The organism is Streptomyces sp. Ncost-T10-10d (assembly GCF_900091955.1).
In the GTDB taxonomy this organism is placed as follows: domain Bacteria; phylum Actinomycetota; class Actinomycetes; order Streptomycetales; family Streptomycetaceae; genus Streptomyces.
The window spans coordinates 214155-230781 of record NZ_FMDF01000182.1; the positions used below are offsets into that span (position 1 = coordinate 214155).

The following is a 16627-nucleotide window of genomic DNA, read 5'->3' on the forward strand; positions in this document are numbered from 1 at the left end:
TAGCCATTCCCCGATCGCACCCGGCCGCAATGACAGCCATCCGTAGTTGCCGTGCTAGGAACGGGCGTGTGGCCGATATGCGGATTGACGTAGTGATTGCTGATGAGCAGGAGCTGGTGCGGGCCGGTTTCCGCATGATTCTGGAGGCGCAGCCGGGCATCGACGTGGTCGGCGAAGCCGCGGACGGTGTGGAGTGCGTGGATCTGGCACGTCGGTTGCGCCCCCAGGTGCCGGAGTGGAGGGTTCCGTCGAGTGTCCCGGCCCGGGCGATGTTCCGCAGGATCGGCTCGACCTTGTCGGGCGCGGTGGGGTAGACGGCCGTCGCGGCGTGGGCCTGGACGATGATGCCGGTCATGTGATGGGCGATCAGGTCGTGCAGGTCGCGGGCGAGCGCCAGACGCTCGGCCTGCCGGACATCGGTGATGGCCCGCCGACGGCGGGCTTCCAGGGCGCGGATGGCACAGCCGAGGGTGACGGCTGCGGCGAGCACGACGGTCAGGACGTAGCCGCCCCCCACGATTGCCGACCATGAACCCCTGCGCACAGGCAGCGTCAGGACGGCGAAAATCAGGGCGGCCGCCGAGGCGGCCGCTGTGGCTGTGCGCGGTGTCTGGGCTGTGGTGCGGATGACCAGAACTGCCAACCCGGCGCTTTCCAGTGCGCCCCAGGACGAACCGTGCTGGGGCGCGGCGATGCTGACGCAGCTCAGTGCCAGCGACATCACCACGATCACCCAGATGCGCCGCAGCAAGGGGGGCGAGAAGCGTGTCTCCAGGGCGGCGAGCGTTGCGACAGGACCGGTGACCAGGATCGGCAGCCAGTTGGTGGCGGGGTGGAACGGATCGGGGCTGCGAGTCAGCAGAACAATGTCCGCCAGCCACGTCAGGGCGAACGCGAGCAGACCGCAGACGGTGATGAGGCGCTTAACAGCCGGAGTCAACGGAAGGTGCCAGTCCACGCCCACCAGCGTAGGGACCGGTCCGAATTGCGGTGTCGGCCGAATGACCGACAGACCGGCGCGAGGACGGTACGTACGGCTGACTCCGGTGGACGGCTGAGCGGGCCAGCATAGTGATCACCGGCACCACCGCGGTCACCACAGGCCTCGCCGGGCCCGGCCAGTAATCCGCGGTCCGGCTGCACACGGCCGGAGCCATCCGGGACCCGCGCCATCGCCCGTGCAGTCAGCAGCCCTGTACCCGTGCCGCACTCGTACCGCGCTGTGTGGACGGCGCCTGTCCCTCGACCAAGCACCTTCCTTACGGAGTCTCACACTCTCATGGCTACTTTCCTGCACAGGATCGGCCGGCTCGCCTTCCGACGGCGCTGGCTGGTCGTTCTCTTGTGAGCTGTCGTCCTCGGCGCCGTGGGCGGCGCAGCCGCCAGCAGCACGGGCTCTGCCGGCTCAGGCATCACCCTGCCCGGTACGGAGGCCCAGCGCGCCTTCGACCTCCTCGGCGAAAAGTTCCCGGCGGCCAACGCCGACAGCGCAGGTGCCGACGTCGTCCTGCGCGCCCCCGACGGTCAGAAGATCAGCAGCGCTGACCCCCGGGCTGCCGTGGAGGCGACCCTGAAGGACCTGAAGCATTCCTCTCCGCGCGTCAGTCAGGTCAGCGATCCCTTCGCGGCCAAGACGGTCAGTGCGGACGGCACCACCGCCTACGCCCAGGTCACCTACACCGTCAAGGGCACCGACCTGACCGACGCCGATCACACCGGCATCGACGACGCCCTTGCCGACGGCCGTGACCGGGGACTCACGATCGAGGCGTCGGGGGACGCGCTGGCCGCGCCGGAGGAGAGCGCCTCCGCCGAAGCCATCGGCTTCGCCCTTGCCGCCGTCATCCTGGTCATGACCTTCGGTTCCCTGATCGCCGCGGGCCTCCCCCTGCTCACCGCCGTCGTGGGGGTCGGCGTGAGCATCGCTGCCATCAAGGCTCTCAGCGCGACGTTCGACCTCAACAGCAACACCTCCGCACTGGCGACGATGCTGGGCATTGCCGTAGGCATCGACTACGCCCTGTTCATCGTCTCCCGATACCGATCCGAACGTGCCGACGGATACGGCGCGAGGGAGGCCGCCGCGCGTGCGAACGGCACGGCCGGCTCCGCCGTCGTCTTCGCGGGCCTGACCGTGGTCATCGCCCTCGCGGGCCTGGCCGTGGTCAACCTGCCCATCCTCACCGCGATGGGGCTCGCCGCCGGCGGCGCCGTCATCATCGCTGTACTCGTGGCCGTCACCCTCGTACCCGCACTGCTGGCATTCGCCCCCGACCGGGTGCGGGGCAAGGCACGCAAGCAGACTGTCCGGGAGACGCCCGCGGCCAGGCCGGCCAGAGCAACGCCGGGGCAGCGATGGATCGCATACGTCCTGCGCAAGCCGGTGAAGGTCCTGGTACTCGCGGTGGCCGCCCTCGGCGCCCTCGCCCTGCCTGCCACGCAGTTGCAGCTCGGACTGCCGGACGACGGATCCAAAGCCACCTCCTCCACACAGCGCAAGGCCTACGACATGCTGGCCGAGTCGTTCGGCCCGGGCTTCAACGGGCCGCTGACCGTGACCGTCGACGACGAAGCCCCCGGTACCGCCCGCAGCGCCGCAGCTGACATGGGCAAGGCCATCGCAGACCTCCCGGACGTGGCGACCGTGGCACCCGCCGTCTTCAACCAGGCCGGCGACACCGCCATCATCAACGTCATCCCCAAGAGCGGACCGAGCAGCGACTCCACCGAGGATCTGGTCGCCGACATCCGCTCGCTGGCCGCCGACACGGAGTCGGCCTCCGGGGCCCGCTCCATGGTCACCGGCACCACCGCGCTCAACATCGACATCTCGGACAAGTTCAGCGCCGCGATCACGCCCTATCTCGCCCTTGTTGTCGGCTTGGCCGTTCTCGTACTGATCCTGGTCTTCCGCTCGGTCCTCGTGCCGCTCAAGGCCGCGCTCGGCTTCCTGCTGTCGGTGCTGGCCGCCCTCGGTGCACTCGTCGCGGTCTTTCAGTGGGGCTGGCTCAAGGACCTGGTCGGCCTCGACCAGACCGGCCCGATCATGAGCCTTATGCCGATCCTCATGGTGGGCATTGTGTTCGGACTGGCCATGGACTACCAGGTGTTCCTGGTGACCCGTATGCGCGAGGCATACGTTCACGGCGCGGATGCCCGCACGGCGATCGAGTCCGGCTTCCGGCACAGCGCGAAGGTCGTCACGGCCGCGGCCCTCATCATGATTTCCGTATTCGCCGGCTTCGTCGGCTCGCACGACGCCATGCTCAAGTCGATGGGCTTCGGCCTCGCGATCGCGGTCTTCTTCGACGCCTTCGTCGTCCGCATGACCATCGTGCCCGCAGCGCTTGCCCTGCTCGGCAAGCGCGCCTGGTCCCTGCCCGGCTGGATCGACCGCATCCTGCCCGACGTCGACATCGAAGGCGAGAAGCTCGCCCAGCAGGCACCGGACAAGCAGCACAAGGACGAGGACAAGCTCCCGCAGTACAGCAGCAGCCACTGACCGAAACCCTCTGGGGTGCAGCACGCCCGTGTGCTGCACCCCAGGCATATGTCCCACGTCATGGACCCACGACTACAGGACTCTGAGCGCTGCCGAACGCCCCCAGGCGTCCGCGGCCCATCGATCCGCCCGTCGTCCGGGCGCCTCGCACCGAAGGCACCCGGTAGCCGACACCGCAGGCGCGCACTCGTAACGGCCCGCTCCGGTGGGCGGCGGAGCCGGCCTCCCGGGTGCCAGGAGTTTCCGAACGGATCTGCCGGCCGGACGCGGTGATCGGCTTCATAGCGAGCGCCGGCAGCCTGGTGTGGGGCATGGGCGCCGTTGCCGCCCCGGTCGTCCTCGTCTCCCTGTGTGCCACACAGATCCGTTGGCCGAGCCTCGTCGAGACGAAACCCGATCCTTCGGTCCTGACGTGACAGTCGCAACACCGGTCCGGTTAGCCGCGAACTGAAAATTGCTCAGGCTTCGGGCAGGCTTCAGAGACGATGCAGAGGATGGATCAACCAGCCGGTACGAGGGGGAACATGATCGAGAAGATTCTGCCGTCCCAGGTGGCCGTTGCCGAGGCGTTCTCCGACCCGCCCGACGCGGTTCTCTTTCCTGGCGAGGCCGAGCTGATCCGAAATTCCGTGGAGGGCCGCCGCAAGGAGTTCACCACCGGACGCTGGTGCGCCCGGCGCGCGCTCGGTGAACTCGGTCTCGCACCCGCGGCCATCCTGAAAGGCGAACGAGGTGCGCCGATATGGCCGGGAGGAGTGGTCGGAAGCTTGACCCACTGCGCCGGCTACCGAGCAGCTGCAGTCGCCCGCAGGGCGGATGTGCTCACCGTCGGCATCGACGCCGAACCGCATGAGCCGCTGCCCGACGGGGTGCATGAGTCCATCGCGCTCGCGACGGAACAGCAGCGCGAGCTCGAGCTGCGTCGGGTCTGCCCCGAGATCCACTGGGACCGCCTGCTGTTCAGCGCGAAGGAGAGCGTCTACAAGGCGTGGTTCCCGCTCACCCACCGCTGGCTCGGCTTCGAGCAGGCCGACATCGTGCTCCATTCGAACGGCAGCTTCACCGCCGGGCTGCTGATCTCCACCATGGAGCCGGAACTGGCCGCGGAGGCAACGGCGATCCCCACGGCTTTCACCGGCCGCTGGCTGGTTGCGGACGGTCTCATGGTGACCGCCATTGCCGTCGGGAGCGAGCCGAACGCGCCCACCGGGTAGCGGGGCGCCGCAGGCGGTCACCGCTGCGGTACCTGGCACGGCGCACCGTCAGGGGCGACGCGTGCGCCGACCGGCGAGAGCCATGCCGGTGACCGGGCGCGTCGTCTCGGACATCAGCGGCAGGAAGGCCGGATACGACGAATCATCGGCTCGCACCTCGTCCTCCGTGCGGGTGCACCCGTAATCTCTGACCGCATGAGCGCAGACCGCATGAGCGAAGACCGCAAACGTGCACGTGAGTTGGGTATCCCGCTGGTAGGTGAGCCGGGGCCGTGGAACGCGATCACGGACGTGCCCGGTGTCGAGGTCGGGTACGTCACCCTGGTCGAGGGCGAGGACGTACGCACGGGAGTGACGGCGCTGCTGCCGCGCGGGCGGGACGGTGTGGGTACGCCCTGCGCGGCCGGCTGGCACTCGTTCAACGGCAATGGTGAGATGACCGGAACCGCCTGGATCGAGGAGAGCGGCTCGCTCGCCGTGCCGGTGGTCATCACCAACACGTACGCGGTCGGCCCAGTGCATCGAGGCGTGGTCGAGTGGGTGCGCGCCAACCGTCGCGGTATGGCGCCGGAGTGGCTGCTGCCGGTGGTCACCGAGACCTGGGACGGCCACCTCAACGACATCCATGGCTCGGCCGTGGAATCCCGTCATGCGGCGGACGCCATCGAGGCGGCGGCCTCCGGCCCGGTCGAGGAGGGATGCGTCGGTGGCGGAACGGGCATGCGCTGCTACGGCTTCAAGGGCGGCTCGGGTACCGCATCGCGGGTGGTGCAGTACGGCGAGGACCGCTACACCGTCGGCGCCTTCGTGCAGGCCAACTTCGGCGCGCGACGCGAACTGGTGGTCGCCGGTGTGACGATGGGGAGTGAGCTGTCCGATCCGGCCGAGGCACCGGCCTTTGAACCGGCGCTCGGTGGGGAGCCCCAGGTGCCGCCCGGCGCGGGCTCGGTGATCGTGGTCGTGGCGACCGACGCGCCCCTGCTGCCGGGGCAGTGCAAGGCGTTGGCCCGCCGGGTGACGCTGGGCCTCGCCCGGACCGGCACCACCGGCAGCCATTTCTCCGGGGACCTCTTCCTGGCCTTCTCCACAGCCAACCCGTCCGCGCTGACCAGTACGTTTCCCGTGGACGACGGCAGCACGCCGTACGAGTCGATGCGCTTCGTGCCCTGGGGCCGGATGGATCCCTTCTACGGTGCCGTGGTCGAGTCGGTGGAGGAGGCGGTGCTCAATGTGCTCACCGGCGCACACTCGATGACCGGCCGGGCGGGCCACCACGTCCCGGCGCTCCCGCTGGACCAGGTGACCGAACTCCTGGCGGCGCGCGGACAGTGACGCCGTGCGGAAGGCGCTGCAGGCGGCGCATTCGGAGGTCGTAGCCGGTGGAGACAGGCGCAGGGCGTGGTGGTCACTGGTCTCGTACAGGTTCGTCGGCCATACTGCCCGCCGTGGAGCAGCGCATAGATCCGAACACTCAGCCCGGCTACGCCGCGGGAACAGACCCGGCGTACATCCCTGGTCTCACGGCCCCCGCTACTGCCGGAAAGCCGGATACGAGCCAGGAGCAGACGGACCAGGAACGGACGGACCAGGAAAGGACAGAGGAGCGGGCGCCCGGCGCCGCCGCCCCCGACGATGCTGTTGCGGAGGCCGTATCCGAGGACGCGGCAGCCGACGGGGCGGCCGCTGCCGAAGCGGCGGCTGACGACAAGGAGGCAGAGGACGGCCCCGTCTTCGAGGTGAGCGACCGCCGTGGGTCGATCGCCGCGAACCGTGACGGCGTCCGGTTCCGGCTGGACGACCAGGAGGCCGAATTCCGCTGGGACGAGATCGGTGCGGTTGAGGTGAAGACTCCTCGGTTCGGCCGCCGGTTCACCGTCACGGTTCATATGTCGACCCGCCGATGGTTCAACGCCGAGGTCGAGGCACCGTCCAGGAACGATCTCAAGCAGTGGGCAGGGGAACTCGACGCGGTCCTGGACGTCTATTTCGAGGAGTCCTGACCACGGCGGTGTCGCCCGAGAGACGGGGCCGGCGGCCGAAACGGCCGCCGGCCCCGTCACGACCGCAGGCATGGCCCCGACCCCTGCCCCCCGACCGAGCGTATGCCGGGCGGTGGAGCGGCTGAGAGGCCGACACGGAGCGTGCGGCAGCGCAGCGCGCGGTGGGACCGGGTGCCCGTCCGGGGCCTCGGCTGTCGCCGCAGCGGACGACTGCCCCCAAACACAGCGGTGGAGCCTGACACTCAAGCGCCGCGTCGGACAGGGACGCTCAAGCGACGGCACGCGCGTCGCAGCAGACACCCGACGCGCTCAAGTGCCGTCAGACGCCGCCCTGACACGCGCCGCGGAGCACATCGAGTATGTGGGGCCAGGCTGCCGCGCCGAGCGCCGCGTCCGCCGCGGCTGAGCCTCCGTACAGGAAGTGCGCGGATGAGGGGGCAGGGCCCTCGCCCGGAAGTCGCGGGCGGTGGCCTGCGTCGGGGCTGCTGATCACCCGTACGGGCAGGTCGGCCGCCCTGCGACGGGCGGCCAGTTCCTCGGCGTAGGGCAGCGAGGGCCACATCGCATCGTCCCCGCCGGCGACGAGCACGAATTCGGCGGTGGACTTCTCCACCGCGATCGTCGCCGCGTCGACGCGGTCGGCGAAGGTCTGCCGACTGCGCTCGTACCAGCCACGGATGGCGACGGGAACACCCTCGGGCTGTGCGGGCGTCGGCGCCCAGGAAGTGTCATGGGGGACGAACGGCAGCGGCTCACCCCGCCAGGTCCAGGAAGACCGGTGGGGCCGGGTCTGTCCGTCCCGGCCGGGGCCGACGTTTGCCCAGGTCATCGATGTGGGGGAGACCGCCACCACCGCGTCGATACCGGGCAGCAGCACGGACAGGTGCAGGGCGGCTTCAGCCCCCTTGGACACACCCAGGACGCCGATCCGCCGGGCACCGCCCGCGCGGAGCGCCTCGATCGCGGACCCGAAAGTCTCCAGCGGGACTTCACAGATGCCGGGCGGCTGCCCGACCCCGCCGAACCAGCGGATCGACAAGGCCGTCAGGCCCGCCCTGGCCAGGAGCCGGCACCGCTCGTCCTCGATGCGCCCACTGGACCCGGAGAGGACGAGCACCCCGCTGTCGCCGCCACGTACGCGGCCACGCGCGGGCATGGCCAAAAACCCCTCGCGAATGCCCGGGTGAGGCACTTCGCAAGGGGTTCCGTGGGCAGCCTTACGAGCGCCCCCGTTCAGACCGTTGAAGGTGCGCTCGACTATGTCCATCGGTCGGTCAGGCGCCGGCGAGCACCACCGAGCGGGTCAGGTGGCGCGGGCTGTCCGGGTCCAGACCGCGGGCGGCGGCACGGGCGATCGCCAGACGCTGGACGCGTACCAGCTCGGCCAGCGGGTCCAGGCCGCTCTCCACCCAGCGGGCGCCGGTCGAGAGCACCTGCTCGGAAAGGCCCTCGGGGGCGGTGCCGAACATCCAGGTCGCGGTGCCGGTGGTGGCGATGCTGATGGGACCGTGGCGGTACTCCATCGCGGGGTACGCCTCCGTCCAGGACAGGGACGCCTCCTTCATCTTGAGCGCGGCCTCGTTGGCGAGACCTGCCGTCCAGCCACGGCCGAGGAAGGTGAACTGGGTGCAGTCCAGCAGGCCTTCGGGCAGCGGCTCTGCCAGTGCGGTCTCCGCATCGCGGACCACGGCGTCGGTGTGCAGACCGAGGTGGGCGCGGAGCAGTGTGAGCAGTGTGGTGGCGAACCGGGTCTGCACGACGGACTGCTCGTCGGCGAAGTCCAGCACGACAACCTCGTCGGCGGACGTCATGACCGGGGTGTCCGGGTCGGCGGTGATGGCCACGGTGCGGGTGGCACCGCGGAGCCGGTTGAGCAGTTGCAGCACCTCGGTCGTGGTCCCCGAGCGGGTGAGGGCGACAACCCGGTCGTAGCTGCGGCCGAAGGGGAACTCCGAGGCGGCGAAGGCATCGGACTCGCCCTGCCCGGATTCCTCACGGAGCGCGGCGTATGCCTGAGCCATGTAGAAGGAAGTGCCGCAGCCGACGACCGCGATGCGCTCACCGGTGGCGGGCAGAGCGGCCGCCTGCGTCTGGGCCAGCTCGGCGGCGCGTCGCCAGCACTCCGGCTGACTGGCTGTCTCGATCTCGACAAATGACACTCTTGCACTCCGTACTCGTAGTGGGATGCATGCTCGTTTGCGCACGTTATACACGTGGTACAAGCATTATCAAGCATCCTGCTTGCAGGAGGCTTGACTGGGGGAAGCCTTGTGCGACGCTTGCGCGTGTCCGGTGACACGTACCCAAGGGGATGGGTGCCCGAAGCCCGGGCTCGTAAGGAGATTTCTCTTGTCCAGGGATGCCCGGTGGAACGCGCTGCTGGAACTTGTCGGTAAGAACGGCAGGGTGGAGGTCGAGGACGCCGCCGCGACGCTGGATGTCTCGGCCGCGACCATCCGTCGTGACCTGGACCAGCTCGCCGAACAGCAGCTGCTCACGCGCACCCGCGGTGGCGCGGTCGCGCACGGTGTCAGTTACGAACTGGCCCTGCGCTACAAGACCGGCCGTCACGCCCCGGAGAAGCAGGCCATCGGCCGCGCCGTCTCGGAACTGGTGGCGGTCGGCGAAGTGGTGGGACTGACCGGCGGTACGACGCTGACCGAGGTGGCCCGTTCGCTGGCGGTGCGCTCCGATGTCGTCGGTGACACCGCGGCCGGGATGGGCGGTCAGCCGACCCTGACCGTTGTCACCAACGCGCTCAACATCGCCAACGAGCTGGTCATCCGGCCGCAGATCAAGATCGTGGTGACCGGCGGAGTGGCCAGGCCGCAGTCGTACGAGCTGACGGGCCCCCTGGCCAGCGGGGTACTGGGCGAAATCACGCTGGATGTCGCCGTGCTGGGCGTCAACGCGATCGACACCGAGCGCGGTGCATATGTACACCACGAGGGCGAGGCCAGCATCAACCGGCTGCTCGCCGAGCAGGCGCAACGAGTGGTCGTGGCTGCCGATTCCTCGAAGATCGGCAAGCGGGCCTTCGCACGGGTCTGCGATCTCGGGCAGGTCGATTTCCTGGTCACCGACAAGGGGATCACGCCCGAGGCGACCGCCCGCTTCACGGAAGCCGGCGTCACCGTCATCGCTGTCTGAACCAGTTGTTCGAACGGCGGGTCGCCACCGCGGGGTGGCGACCCGCCGTTTTTTGTTTCTGCGTGGCCGGAACCGGGTGCGGCCACGCAGAAGGGGGTAGGGACGGCGTCCCGGACTGCGCTTGAGGATGTCGTCAGAAGTGACTTTGAGTGCGTGATCGTGCACGATCGAGCATTCAGGATCGGCTCCTGACTTGCCAGCAGGACTTCCCGACGGTCGCCTCGTGCCGCTTCCGTGCCACTTCTGTGCCCTTTGCGGGTCTTGGGTAGCGCCGACGAGGTGCTCATGGGGGCCACGTAGAAACTTTTCTATGCCAATAGATGTTCGTTACCTCTGCGAAATGAACAACTCTTGCCATCGGGGCGCACAGTCGTGAACTATGTGCCTGTCGCCGCGAAGGAGCGCCGGCCGCATCCACAGTGATGCGGGCCGCCTCCGTGGATGCGGGACACTCCCTTGCTCCATCAGCCCTGGAGGTGCCTGTGACGATGGCAGATGCGCCGGTCTCGGCCGTGCGGTCGCCTGTGCCGCAGCCCCGTGATCCCGACGACGCGGATCGCTCCGCCAGGAAGAAGCGCAAAGACATACGAACAAAGCAGCCGCTCCGCCACCGCCTCAAGCGGGACAGGGCACTTCTGCTGTTCTGCCTGCCGGGTGTTCTGTACTTCGCGCTCTTCTTCTACCTGCCGCTCGCAGGCAACGTCATCGCCTTCCAGGACTACCAGCCGTTCCTGGGCTTCAAGCAGAGCCCGTTCGTCGGCCTCGCGAACTTCACCGCGCTGCTCGCCGAACCGGACTTCTGGAGCGCGGTCTCCAACACCCTGCAGATCACCGCGATCCAGCTGCTGCTCTACTTCCCCGCACCGATCGCCCTGGCGCTGCTGCTCAACTCGCTCATCAGCGAGAAGATCAAGCGGTTCATCCAGACCGTCGTCTACCTCCCGCACTTCCTGTCATGGGTCGTCGTGGTCGCGATGTTCAAGCAGGTGCTCGGTGGCGCGGGTTCGGTCACCACGCTCCTGATGGAGCACGGGGTCAACATCGGAAACGTGATGACGGACCCCGGCACCTTCAAGCTGCTGATCACCGCCCAGGCCATCTGGAAGGACTGTGGCTGGGGGACGATCATCTTCCTGGCGTCCATCGCCTCGATCGACATGGCCCAGTACGAGTCCGCCGCGATGGACGGAGCCGGCTGGCTCCGCAGGATCTGGCACATCACCCTGCCGGGCATCCGGCCGGTGATCCTCATGCTGCTGATCCTCCGGCTCGGCGACATCCTCTCGGTCGGCTTCGAGCAGATCATTCTGCAGCGCGACGCCGTAGGCCCGGACGCCTCCGAAGTCATGGACACCTACGTCTACTTCCACGGCGTCATCGACGGCGACTGGGGGATGAGCACGGCCGCGGGTCTCATGAAGGGCGTCATCGGATTCGCCCTCATCCTCGCCGCAAACAAGCTGGCCCACCGCTTCGGTGAGCAGGGAGTGTACCGATGAGTCAGCAGACCCTTGCGTCACGGCTGCGCACCGCCCGGTTCGGCCCCCGTGGCGGCGAGCGCCGCCGCGCCTCGTCCGGCCGCCCGCCGTGGATGGAGCGCCCGCACTGGTACGGGCAGGGCGCGAAGGCAGCCGCCCTGGTCGTCCTGACAGTGATCGTGCTCTACCCGTTCGTCCTCGCCATCGGCACCAGCCTCGCCGGGCGCGAGGAGCTCAACGCCAACGGCGGCTACGTCCTGCTGCCCGAGCACCCGACGCTTGAGGCATACCGGGTCATCCTCTCCGGCGGCGTCGTCACCCAGGCGGCTGTGGTCTCCATCTTCATCACGCTGATCGGCACCGCGCTGAGCCTGGCGTGCACGGTGCTGATCGCGTACGGCACCTCGCGGCCGGGCACCGTTCTCGGCAAGCCGATCCTGCTGCTGGTACTGGGCACGTTTCTCTTCGCCCCGGGCATCATCCCCACGTACCTGGCCGTCCAGCAGTTCAAGATGCTCGACACCTACGCTGCGCTGATCCTGCCCGTACTGCTCAACGCGTTCAACATCGTGGTCGTGCGCTCGTTCTTCCAGAGCATTCCCGAGGAGCTGTACGACGCCGCGCGGATCGACGGCGCGGGTGAGGCGACCGTCCTCTTCCGGATCGTCCTCCCGCTCTCCAAGGCGGTCCTCGCCGTGGTCGGCCTCTTCTACGCGGTCGGCTACTGGAACAGCTTCTTCAACGCGGTGCTCTACCTCAACGACTCCAGCAAGTTCCCCATTCAGGTGATCCTGCGCAGCTACGTCCTCAACGGCCAGAGCATCAACGCGCAGGCCATGGGCGTTCACGCGGTGCCGCCCGCGACCTCCTTGCAGATGGCCGTGCTGATCATCGCCATCGTGCCCATCTTCTGCGTCTACCCCTTCCTGCAGAAGTTCTTCGTCAAGGGCGTCCTCACCGGGGCGATCAAGGGCTGATCCGCCCGCCCGGTCACCGCCCCACGCACTTCACAAACTTCAAGGAGCATCCATGTCCACCAACTTGTCCAGGCGCGGTTTCATGGGCGCGGCGGGGATCGCCGGCCTGACCGCGGCCGGTCTGACCTCCCTGACCGCGTGCGGCAGCGGCGCCACCATCAGCAAGGGCGGAGCCAAGGCGTCCGCCAAGCTGAAGCTCCCGACGTACGTCGCCGCGCAGACCGCCCCCGCGGACCTCGCGGGCAATGCGGCCGGGCTGGACGCCACATATCTGCGGTACCCGAAGAAGCTGACCAGGTCCGTGGCCAAGGTGCCCGGCGACGGCAGCCGCATCACGGCCCTCACCGAGACGTTCACCACGCCCGCGCCGCCGCAGGGCAAGAACGCCTACTGGCAGGAGCTGAACAAGCGACTCGGGGCGCAGTTCGACATGACGATCGTCGTCGACCAGGGCGTCGACGCCTACCTCACCAAGTTCAACGCCATGATGGCCAGCGGTGACATCCCCGACCTGGTCTGGTTCCCCCCGAACCAGGGCATCCAGCGGGTGCCCGAGCTGCTCGACGCCAAGTTCCACGACCTCACCCCGCACCTGTCCGGCGACGCGGTCAAGCAGTACCCCAACCTGGCGAACCTGCCGACCACCGCGTGGAAGACCGCTGTGATCAACGGCAAGATACGCGGCGTCACCGTCGCCTACGGCTCCATGGGCCAGGTCTACGTCGTCAACCAGGACTTCTGGAAGCCGGTCGGCGGCGCCGAGTTCACCAGCGCGGAGGACTTCCTGGCCAAGGGCAAGGAACTGCTCGACGCCAAGCGCAACAAGTACGTCCTGGAGCCGGCGTACGTGAACCACGTCGGCATGTTCGGCCAGTGGTTCGGCGCCCCCGCCGGCTGGCGGCTGGAAGGGGGCAAGCTCACCCACATGTACGAGACCGAGGAGTACCAGGAGGCCCTGGCATTCGGCGTCAAGGTGGCCAAGGCCGGTCTGTTCTGGCCCGACCCCAACCTCTCCACCACCATGGAGAAGATGGCGCAGGGCTCGCTGGGCGCCTATGTGCAGTCCTTCCCCAGCTTCCTGGTGGATGTCAAGACGTACGATTTCCCGTTCGGCGTCATCGTGCCGTTCGCCGCGAAGAACGGCGCGAAGCCGCGATACACCATGGGCTACGGCTCCGTCGGCTACACCGCCATCAGCAAGAAGGCCGACGACAAGCGGGTCAAGATGCTGCTGGGAGTGCTGGACTACCTGGCGGCGCCCTTCGGTACCGAGGAGCGGCTCTTCCTCGACAACGGCATCGAGGGCAAGCACTTCACCCGCACGTCGGGCGGCGACGTCGAGCTGACCGCCAAGGGCAACGCCGAAGCAGTCACCACCGCCATGCCGCTCGCCTTCCTGGCCGCCGGACCCGAGTACATCTACCTGCCGGGCAAGGCGGAACTGGCCGGCAAGATCCACGGCTGGCAGCAGGAGCTCCTCAAGATCAACCAGTCGAGCCCGGTCAGCGGTCACTTCTCCGACACGTACACCAGCAAGGGAGCCTCGCTCACCACGGCCATGAGCGACGTCCAGAAGGACATCATCGCGGGCCGCAAGCCGATCTCCGCCTACAAGGAGGAGTTGCGCAAGTGGCGCTCAGGTGGCGGCGACAAGATGCGCGCCGAGTACGAGGCATCGCTCGCCGGTAAGTAGCCTCCGTCCGCACCACCAGCACGGACACGCCCGCACCACCAGTACAGACAGAAGGGACCACCGTGTCAGACCTGCGACTCGGCGTCATCGGGCTCGGCCTGCGCCGTTCCATCGCGATGTCCGCCCACCACCCCGGACAGGGTTCGGCGATCACCGCCGTCTGCGACCTCGACCCCGAGGTGCGGCAGCGTGAGGCCGAGCGCTTCGGCACCGATGTCGCGGTCGAGGACTACAAGCTGCTCCTCGACCGGGACGACCTCGACGCGATCATCATCGCCACGCCGGACGACACCCACGAGACCATCGCCATCGATGCGCTCCGGGCCGGCAAGGCCGTCTTCGTCGAGAAGCCGCTCGGCATCACCGTCGAGAGCTGCGACAACGTCCTGCGTGCCGCGTACGAGACCGGGACCCGGCTGTACGTCGGACACAACATGCGCCACATGGGTGTCGTGCGGCTGATGCGCGACATCATCGCCCGCGGCGACATCGGCGAGCCCAAGGCCGTGTGGGTGCGGCACTTCGTCGGCTACGGCGGTGACTACTACTTCAAGGACTGGCACGCCGACCGGACCCGAACCACCGGGCTGCTGCTCCAGAAGGCCGCCCACGACATCGACGTCCTGCACTGGCTGGCCGGCGGCTACACCCGCCGTGTCAACGCGCTCGGCGACCTCCTCGTCTACGGCGACCTGCCGCGCCGCGAGCCGGACACCCCGCGCCCGGCGAACTGGCTGCGCGAGTTCGACTGGCCGCCGACGGCCCGCAAGGACCTGCACCACATCGTGGACGTCGAGGACGTCTCGGTGATGAACATGCAGCTCGACAACGGCGTCGTGGCCGCTTACCAGCAGTGCCACTTCACCCCGGACTACTGGCGGAACTACACCGTCATCGGCACCGAGGGCCGTCTGGAGAACTTCGGTGACAGCCCCGGTGACGAGGTCAAGGTCTGGAACACCGGCCCCAGCGGATACCGCGGTGACGCCGACATCACCTACCGGGTGCCGGACGCCGGCGGTTCGCACGGCGGCGGGGACACCCGGATCATGGAGGAGTTCTGCCGGTTCGTGCGCGACGGGGGCGTCACCGACACCTCGCCGGTCGCCGCCCGGATGAGCGTCGCCGCCGGTGTGCTCGCGACCCGATCCCTGCGCGAGGGCGGTGCTCCGTACGACGTTCCGGCCCTCGACCCGGAGCTGATCGCGTACTTCGAACGTGGTCAGGTCCGCTAGGAACCGGCACGAGACGTTTCGACGACCTTCGGTGACCGCGCTTCCGGCGCTGTCACCGAAGGTCTTGGTACGGCTGTTTTCAGCCATGCTCGGTGGGTAGTCGGCTCTTTCCGGTTTGGCGACGGCTCGATCGGTGTCCGCCGCGATGCGTGACACCGTCGGGTGAATTGCGGGTAATCATCCGGAAGATGTCGTATGGGGATGTGGGGTGCCGGTCTCGTAGGGTCACCGAGCCTCCAGTATCGGAGAGTGTGAGCGGCGATTTTGCGCCAATGGGATCTCGTGGTGGCCGAGTTCGAACGCATGGCCGGATCGCGGTCGGCATAATCGCGTCCATGTCGATCACCGGTGGAGACGTCGTTGACCTGGGGCGGGGCCTGTACGCATGGCTCCCGCCGAAACGGGGCTGGGGGCTGGCGAACTGCGGTCTCCTCGTCTCGCCCCGTGGGGCGCTCTGGATCGACACCCCGTACGACGCCGTGCTGGCCGGCCAGTTCCTGGCCGAGTCCACGAAGCGGTTGCCCGACGGTGTCTCCATCGACCGGGTGATCGTCACCCACGCGAACGGCGACCACTTCTGGGGAGCGGGCGTACTCCCGGACGCGGAGATCATCGCGACCCGGGAGGCCCGCGAACACATCCATTACGAGCCCACGCCCCAGCAGCAGCACGCGCTCGTCGCCACCGGCGATCCGGCCACCGCGCTCGGCGCCTACCTCGGACGTCACTTCGGCCCCTTCGACTGGTCGCAGACCGAGCCGGTGCAGCCGACGACATACTTCACCGGGGAGCTCGAACTGACCCTGGGGGAGTACCCGGTACAGCTCTCCGCCCTGCCGTCCGCGCACACCACCGGCGACCTGATGGTCCATCTGCCCGCGCAGCGTGCCGTGTTCAGCGGGGACATCATCTTCTCCTCGACCCCCGCTCGGCCGGGCGACCACCCGGTGCACTGGGCGGGTCCGCTGAGCAATGTGATCGGGGCCTGCGAGCGGGTGCTGGCCACCGGCGCCGAGACCATCGTCCCGGGGCACGGACCGGTCCTCGACCAGGCCGGGGTGCGCGATCACATCGTGTATCTGGAGTACGTGCGCGAGCGTGCCCACGCCTTTCACACAGCCGGGATTCCCGCCCGTGAGGCGGCCCGCCGGGTCATCGCCGAGGGGCGCTACCCGGAGCTCGGCCTCCCCGAGCGGCTGGTGGTGACCATCGGAAGCGAGTACCGGCAGCTCGACGGCTCCGAACTGCCCGGAGTGCTCCAGGTGATGACCGATGTCGCCGTGGTCGCTCAAGAGGTGGAGCAGGCCCGTGAGTCGGCGGGGCCGGCGGAGAAGTAGACAGGCCCGGCGGAGAAACGAGCGGAGCTTTTGCCGCCGCT

12 protein-coding genes and 3 pseudogenes are annotated in these 16627 nt (G+C 68.4%); 12 read left to right on the top strand and 3 right to left on the bottom strand.

Features of this window, described 5'->3' with window-relative positions; genetic code table 11:
- Positions 1 to 77: 77 nt before the first annotated feature.
- Positions 78 to 230 (top strand): annotated as a pseudogene (locus GA0115254_RS47950) (DNA-binding response regulator); the annotation flags it as partial.
- A 44-nt stretch (positions 231 to 274) separates the two neighbouring features.
- Here the strand turns inward: GA0115254_RS47950 and GA0115254_RS47280 are convergent.
- A pseudogene (locus tag GA0115254_RS47280) lies at positions 275 to 721 on the bottom strand (histidine kinase dimerization/phosphoacceptor domain-containing protein); the annotation flags it as partial.
- 558 nt (positions 722 to 1279) lie between these two features.
- Here GA0115254_RS47280 and GA0115254_RS33375 point away from each other — a divergent pair.
- The 5 genes and pseudogenes from GA0115254_RS33375 to GA0115254_RS33390 all read left to right on the top strand — a co-directional run bounded on the left by GA0115254_RS33375 (position 1280) and on the right by GA0115254_RS33390 (position 6716).
- Positions 1280 to 3502: pseudogene (locus GA0115254_RS33375) on the top strand (MMPL family transporter).
- A gap of 230 nt (positions 3503 to 3732) precedes the next feature.
- On the top strand, positions 3733 to 3918 hold the full coding sequence (locus tag GA0115254_RS43505; protein ID WP_370740985.1) for a hypothetical protein: 186 nt from the start codon (positions 3733 to 3735) through the stop codon (positions 3916 to 3918).
- Between the two features lie 108 nt (positions 3919 to 4026).
- Positions 4027 to 4716, top strand: a complete 690-nt coding sequence (locus tag GA0115254_RS33380; RefSeq protein ID WP_093899003.1) for a 4'-phosphopantetheinyl transferase family protein — start codon at positions 4027 to 4029, stop codon at positions 4714 to 4716.
- 210 nt (positions 4717 to 4926) lie between these two features.
- Entirely contained in the window at positions 4927 to 6048 is a 1122-nt protein-coding gene (locus GA0115254_RS33385; protein ID WP_093899004.1) for a DmpA family aminopeptidase, read from the top strand.
- Positions 6049 to 6161: 113 nt separating this feature from the next.
- Complete coding sequence (locus tag GA0115254_RS33390) at positions 6162 to 6716, top strand: hypothetical protein (RefSeq protein WP_093899005.1); 555 nt, start codon at positions 6162 to 6164, stop codon at positions 6714 to 6716.
- Between the two features lie 319 nt (positions 6717 to 7035).
- Here GA0115254_RS33390 and GA0115254_RS33395 read toward each other — a convergent pair whose 3' ends face one another.
- On the bottom strand, positions 7036 to 7872 hold the full coding sequence (locus tag GA0115254_RS33395; RefSeq protein WP_093899006.1) for an acyl-CoA thioester hydrolase/BAAT C-terminal domain-containing protein: 837 nt from the start codon (positions 7870 to 7872) through the stop codon (positions 7036 to 7038).
- Between the two features lie 118 nt (positions 7873 to 7990).
- Entirely contained in the window at positions 7991 to 8875 is an 885-nt protein-coding gene (locus GA0115254_RS33400) for an SIS domain-containing protein (RefSeq protein WP_093899007.1), read from the bottom strand.
- 190 nt (positions 8876 to 9065) lie between these two features.
- Here GA0115254_RS33400 and GA0115254_RS33405 point away from each other — a divergent pair, with 190 nt between their 5' ends.
- The 6 genes from GA0115254_RS33405 to GA0115254_RS33430 all read left to right on the top strand — a co-directional run bounded on the left by GA0115254_RS33405 (position 9066) and on the right by GA0115254_RS33430 (position 16586).
- A complete protein-coding gene (locus GA0115254_RS33405; protein ID WP_093899008.1) occupies positions 9066 to 9866 on the top strand; it encodes a DeoR/GlpR family DNA-binding transcription regulator in 801 nt (266 codons plus the stop codon).
- Positions 9867 to 10354: 488 nt separating this feature from the next.
- Complete coding sequence (locus tag GA0115254_RS33410; protein ID WP_370740986.1) at positions 10355 to 11365, top strand: ABC transporter permease; 1011 nt, start codon at positions 10355 to 10357, stop codon at positions 11363 to 11365.
- Positions 11362 to 12321 (top strand): carbohydrate ABC transporter permease, encoded by a 960-nt coding sequence (locus tag GA0115254_RS33415; RefSeq protein ID WP_093899009.1) that lies wholly within the window; start codon positions 11362 to 11364, stop codon positions 12319 to 12321. Before GA0115254_RS33410 ends, GA0115254_RS33415 begins: the two co-directional genes overlap by 4 nt.
- A gap of 52 nt (positions 12322 to 12373) precedes the next feature.
- Positions 12374 to 14014: a type 2 periplasmic-binding domain-containing protein gene (locus tag GA0115254_RS33420; RefSeq protein ID WP_093899010.1), complete on the top strand. Its 1641-nt coding sequence runs from the start codon at positions 12374 to 12376 to the stop codon at positions 14012 to 14014.
- A 62-nt stretch (positions 14015 to 14076) separates the two neighbouring features.
- Positions 14077 to 15249, top strand: a complete 1173-nt coding sequence (locus GA0115254_RS33425) for a Gfo/Idh/MocA family protein (RefSeq protein WP_093899011.1) — start codon at positions 14077 to 14079, stop codon at positions 15247 to 15249.
- Between the two features lie 335 nt (positions 15250 to 15584).
- Positions 15585 to 16586 carry an MBL fold metallo-hydrolase gene (locus GA0115254_RS33430; RefSeq protein WP_093899012.1) on the top strand — a complete coding sequence of 334 codons (1002 nt, stop codon included), beginning with the start codon at positions 15585 to 15587 and terminating at the stop codon, positions 16584 to 16586.
- Positions 16587 to 16627 lie beyond the last annotated feature (41 nt).

Excerpts from the sequence above, each read along its gene's own strand:
- GA0115254_RS33380 (WP_093899003.1), top strand. The coding sequence starts at position 4,027 with ATGATCGAGAAGATTCTGCCGTCCCAGGTGGCCGTTGCCGAGGCGTTC.
- GA0115254_RS33410 (WP_370740986.1), top strand. The coding sequence starts at position 10,355 with ATGGCAGATGCGCCGGTCTCGGCCGTGCGGTCGCCTGTGCCGCAGCCC.
- GA0115254_RS33415 (WP_093899009.1), top strand. The coding sequence starts at position 11,362 with ATGAGTCAGCAGACCCTTGCGTCACGGCTGCGCACCGCCCGGTTCGGC.
- GA0115254_RS33430 (WP_093899012.1), top strand. The coding sequence starts at position 15,585 with ATGTCGATCACCGGTGGAGACGTCGTTGACCTGGGGCGGGGCCTGTAC.
- GA0115254_RS33420 (WP_093899010.1), top strand. The coding sequence starts at position 12,374 with ATGTCCACCAACTTGTCCAGGCGCGGTTTCATGGGCGCGGCGGGGATC.
- GA0115254_RS33385 (WP_093899004.1), top strand. The coding sequence starts at position 4,927 with ATGAGCGAAGACCGCAAACGTGCACGTGAGTTGGGTATCCCGCTGGTA.
- GA0115254_RS33395 (WP_093899006.1), bottom strand. The coding sequence starts at position 7,872 with ATGCCCGCGCGTGGCCGCGTACGTGGCGGCGACAGCGGGGTGCTCGTC.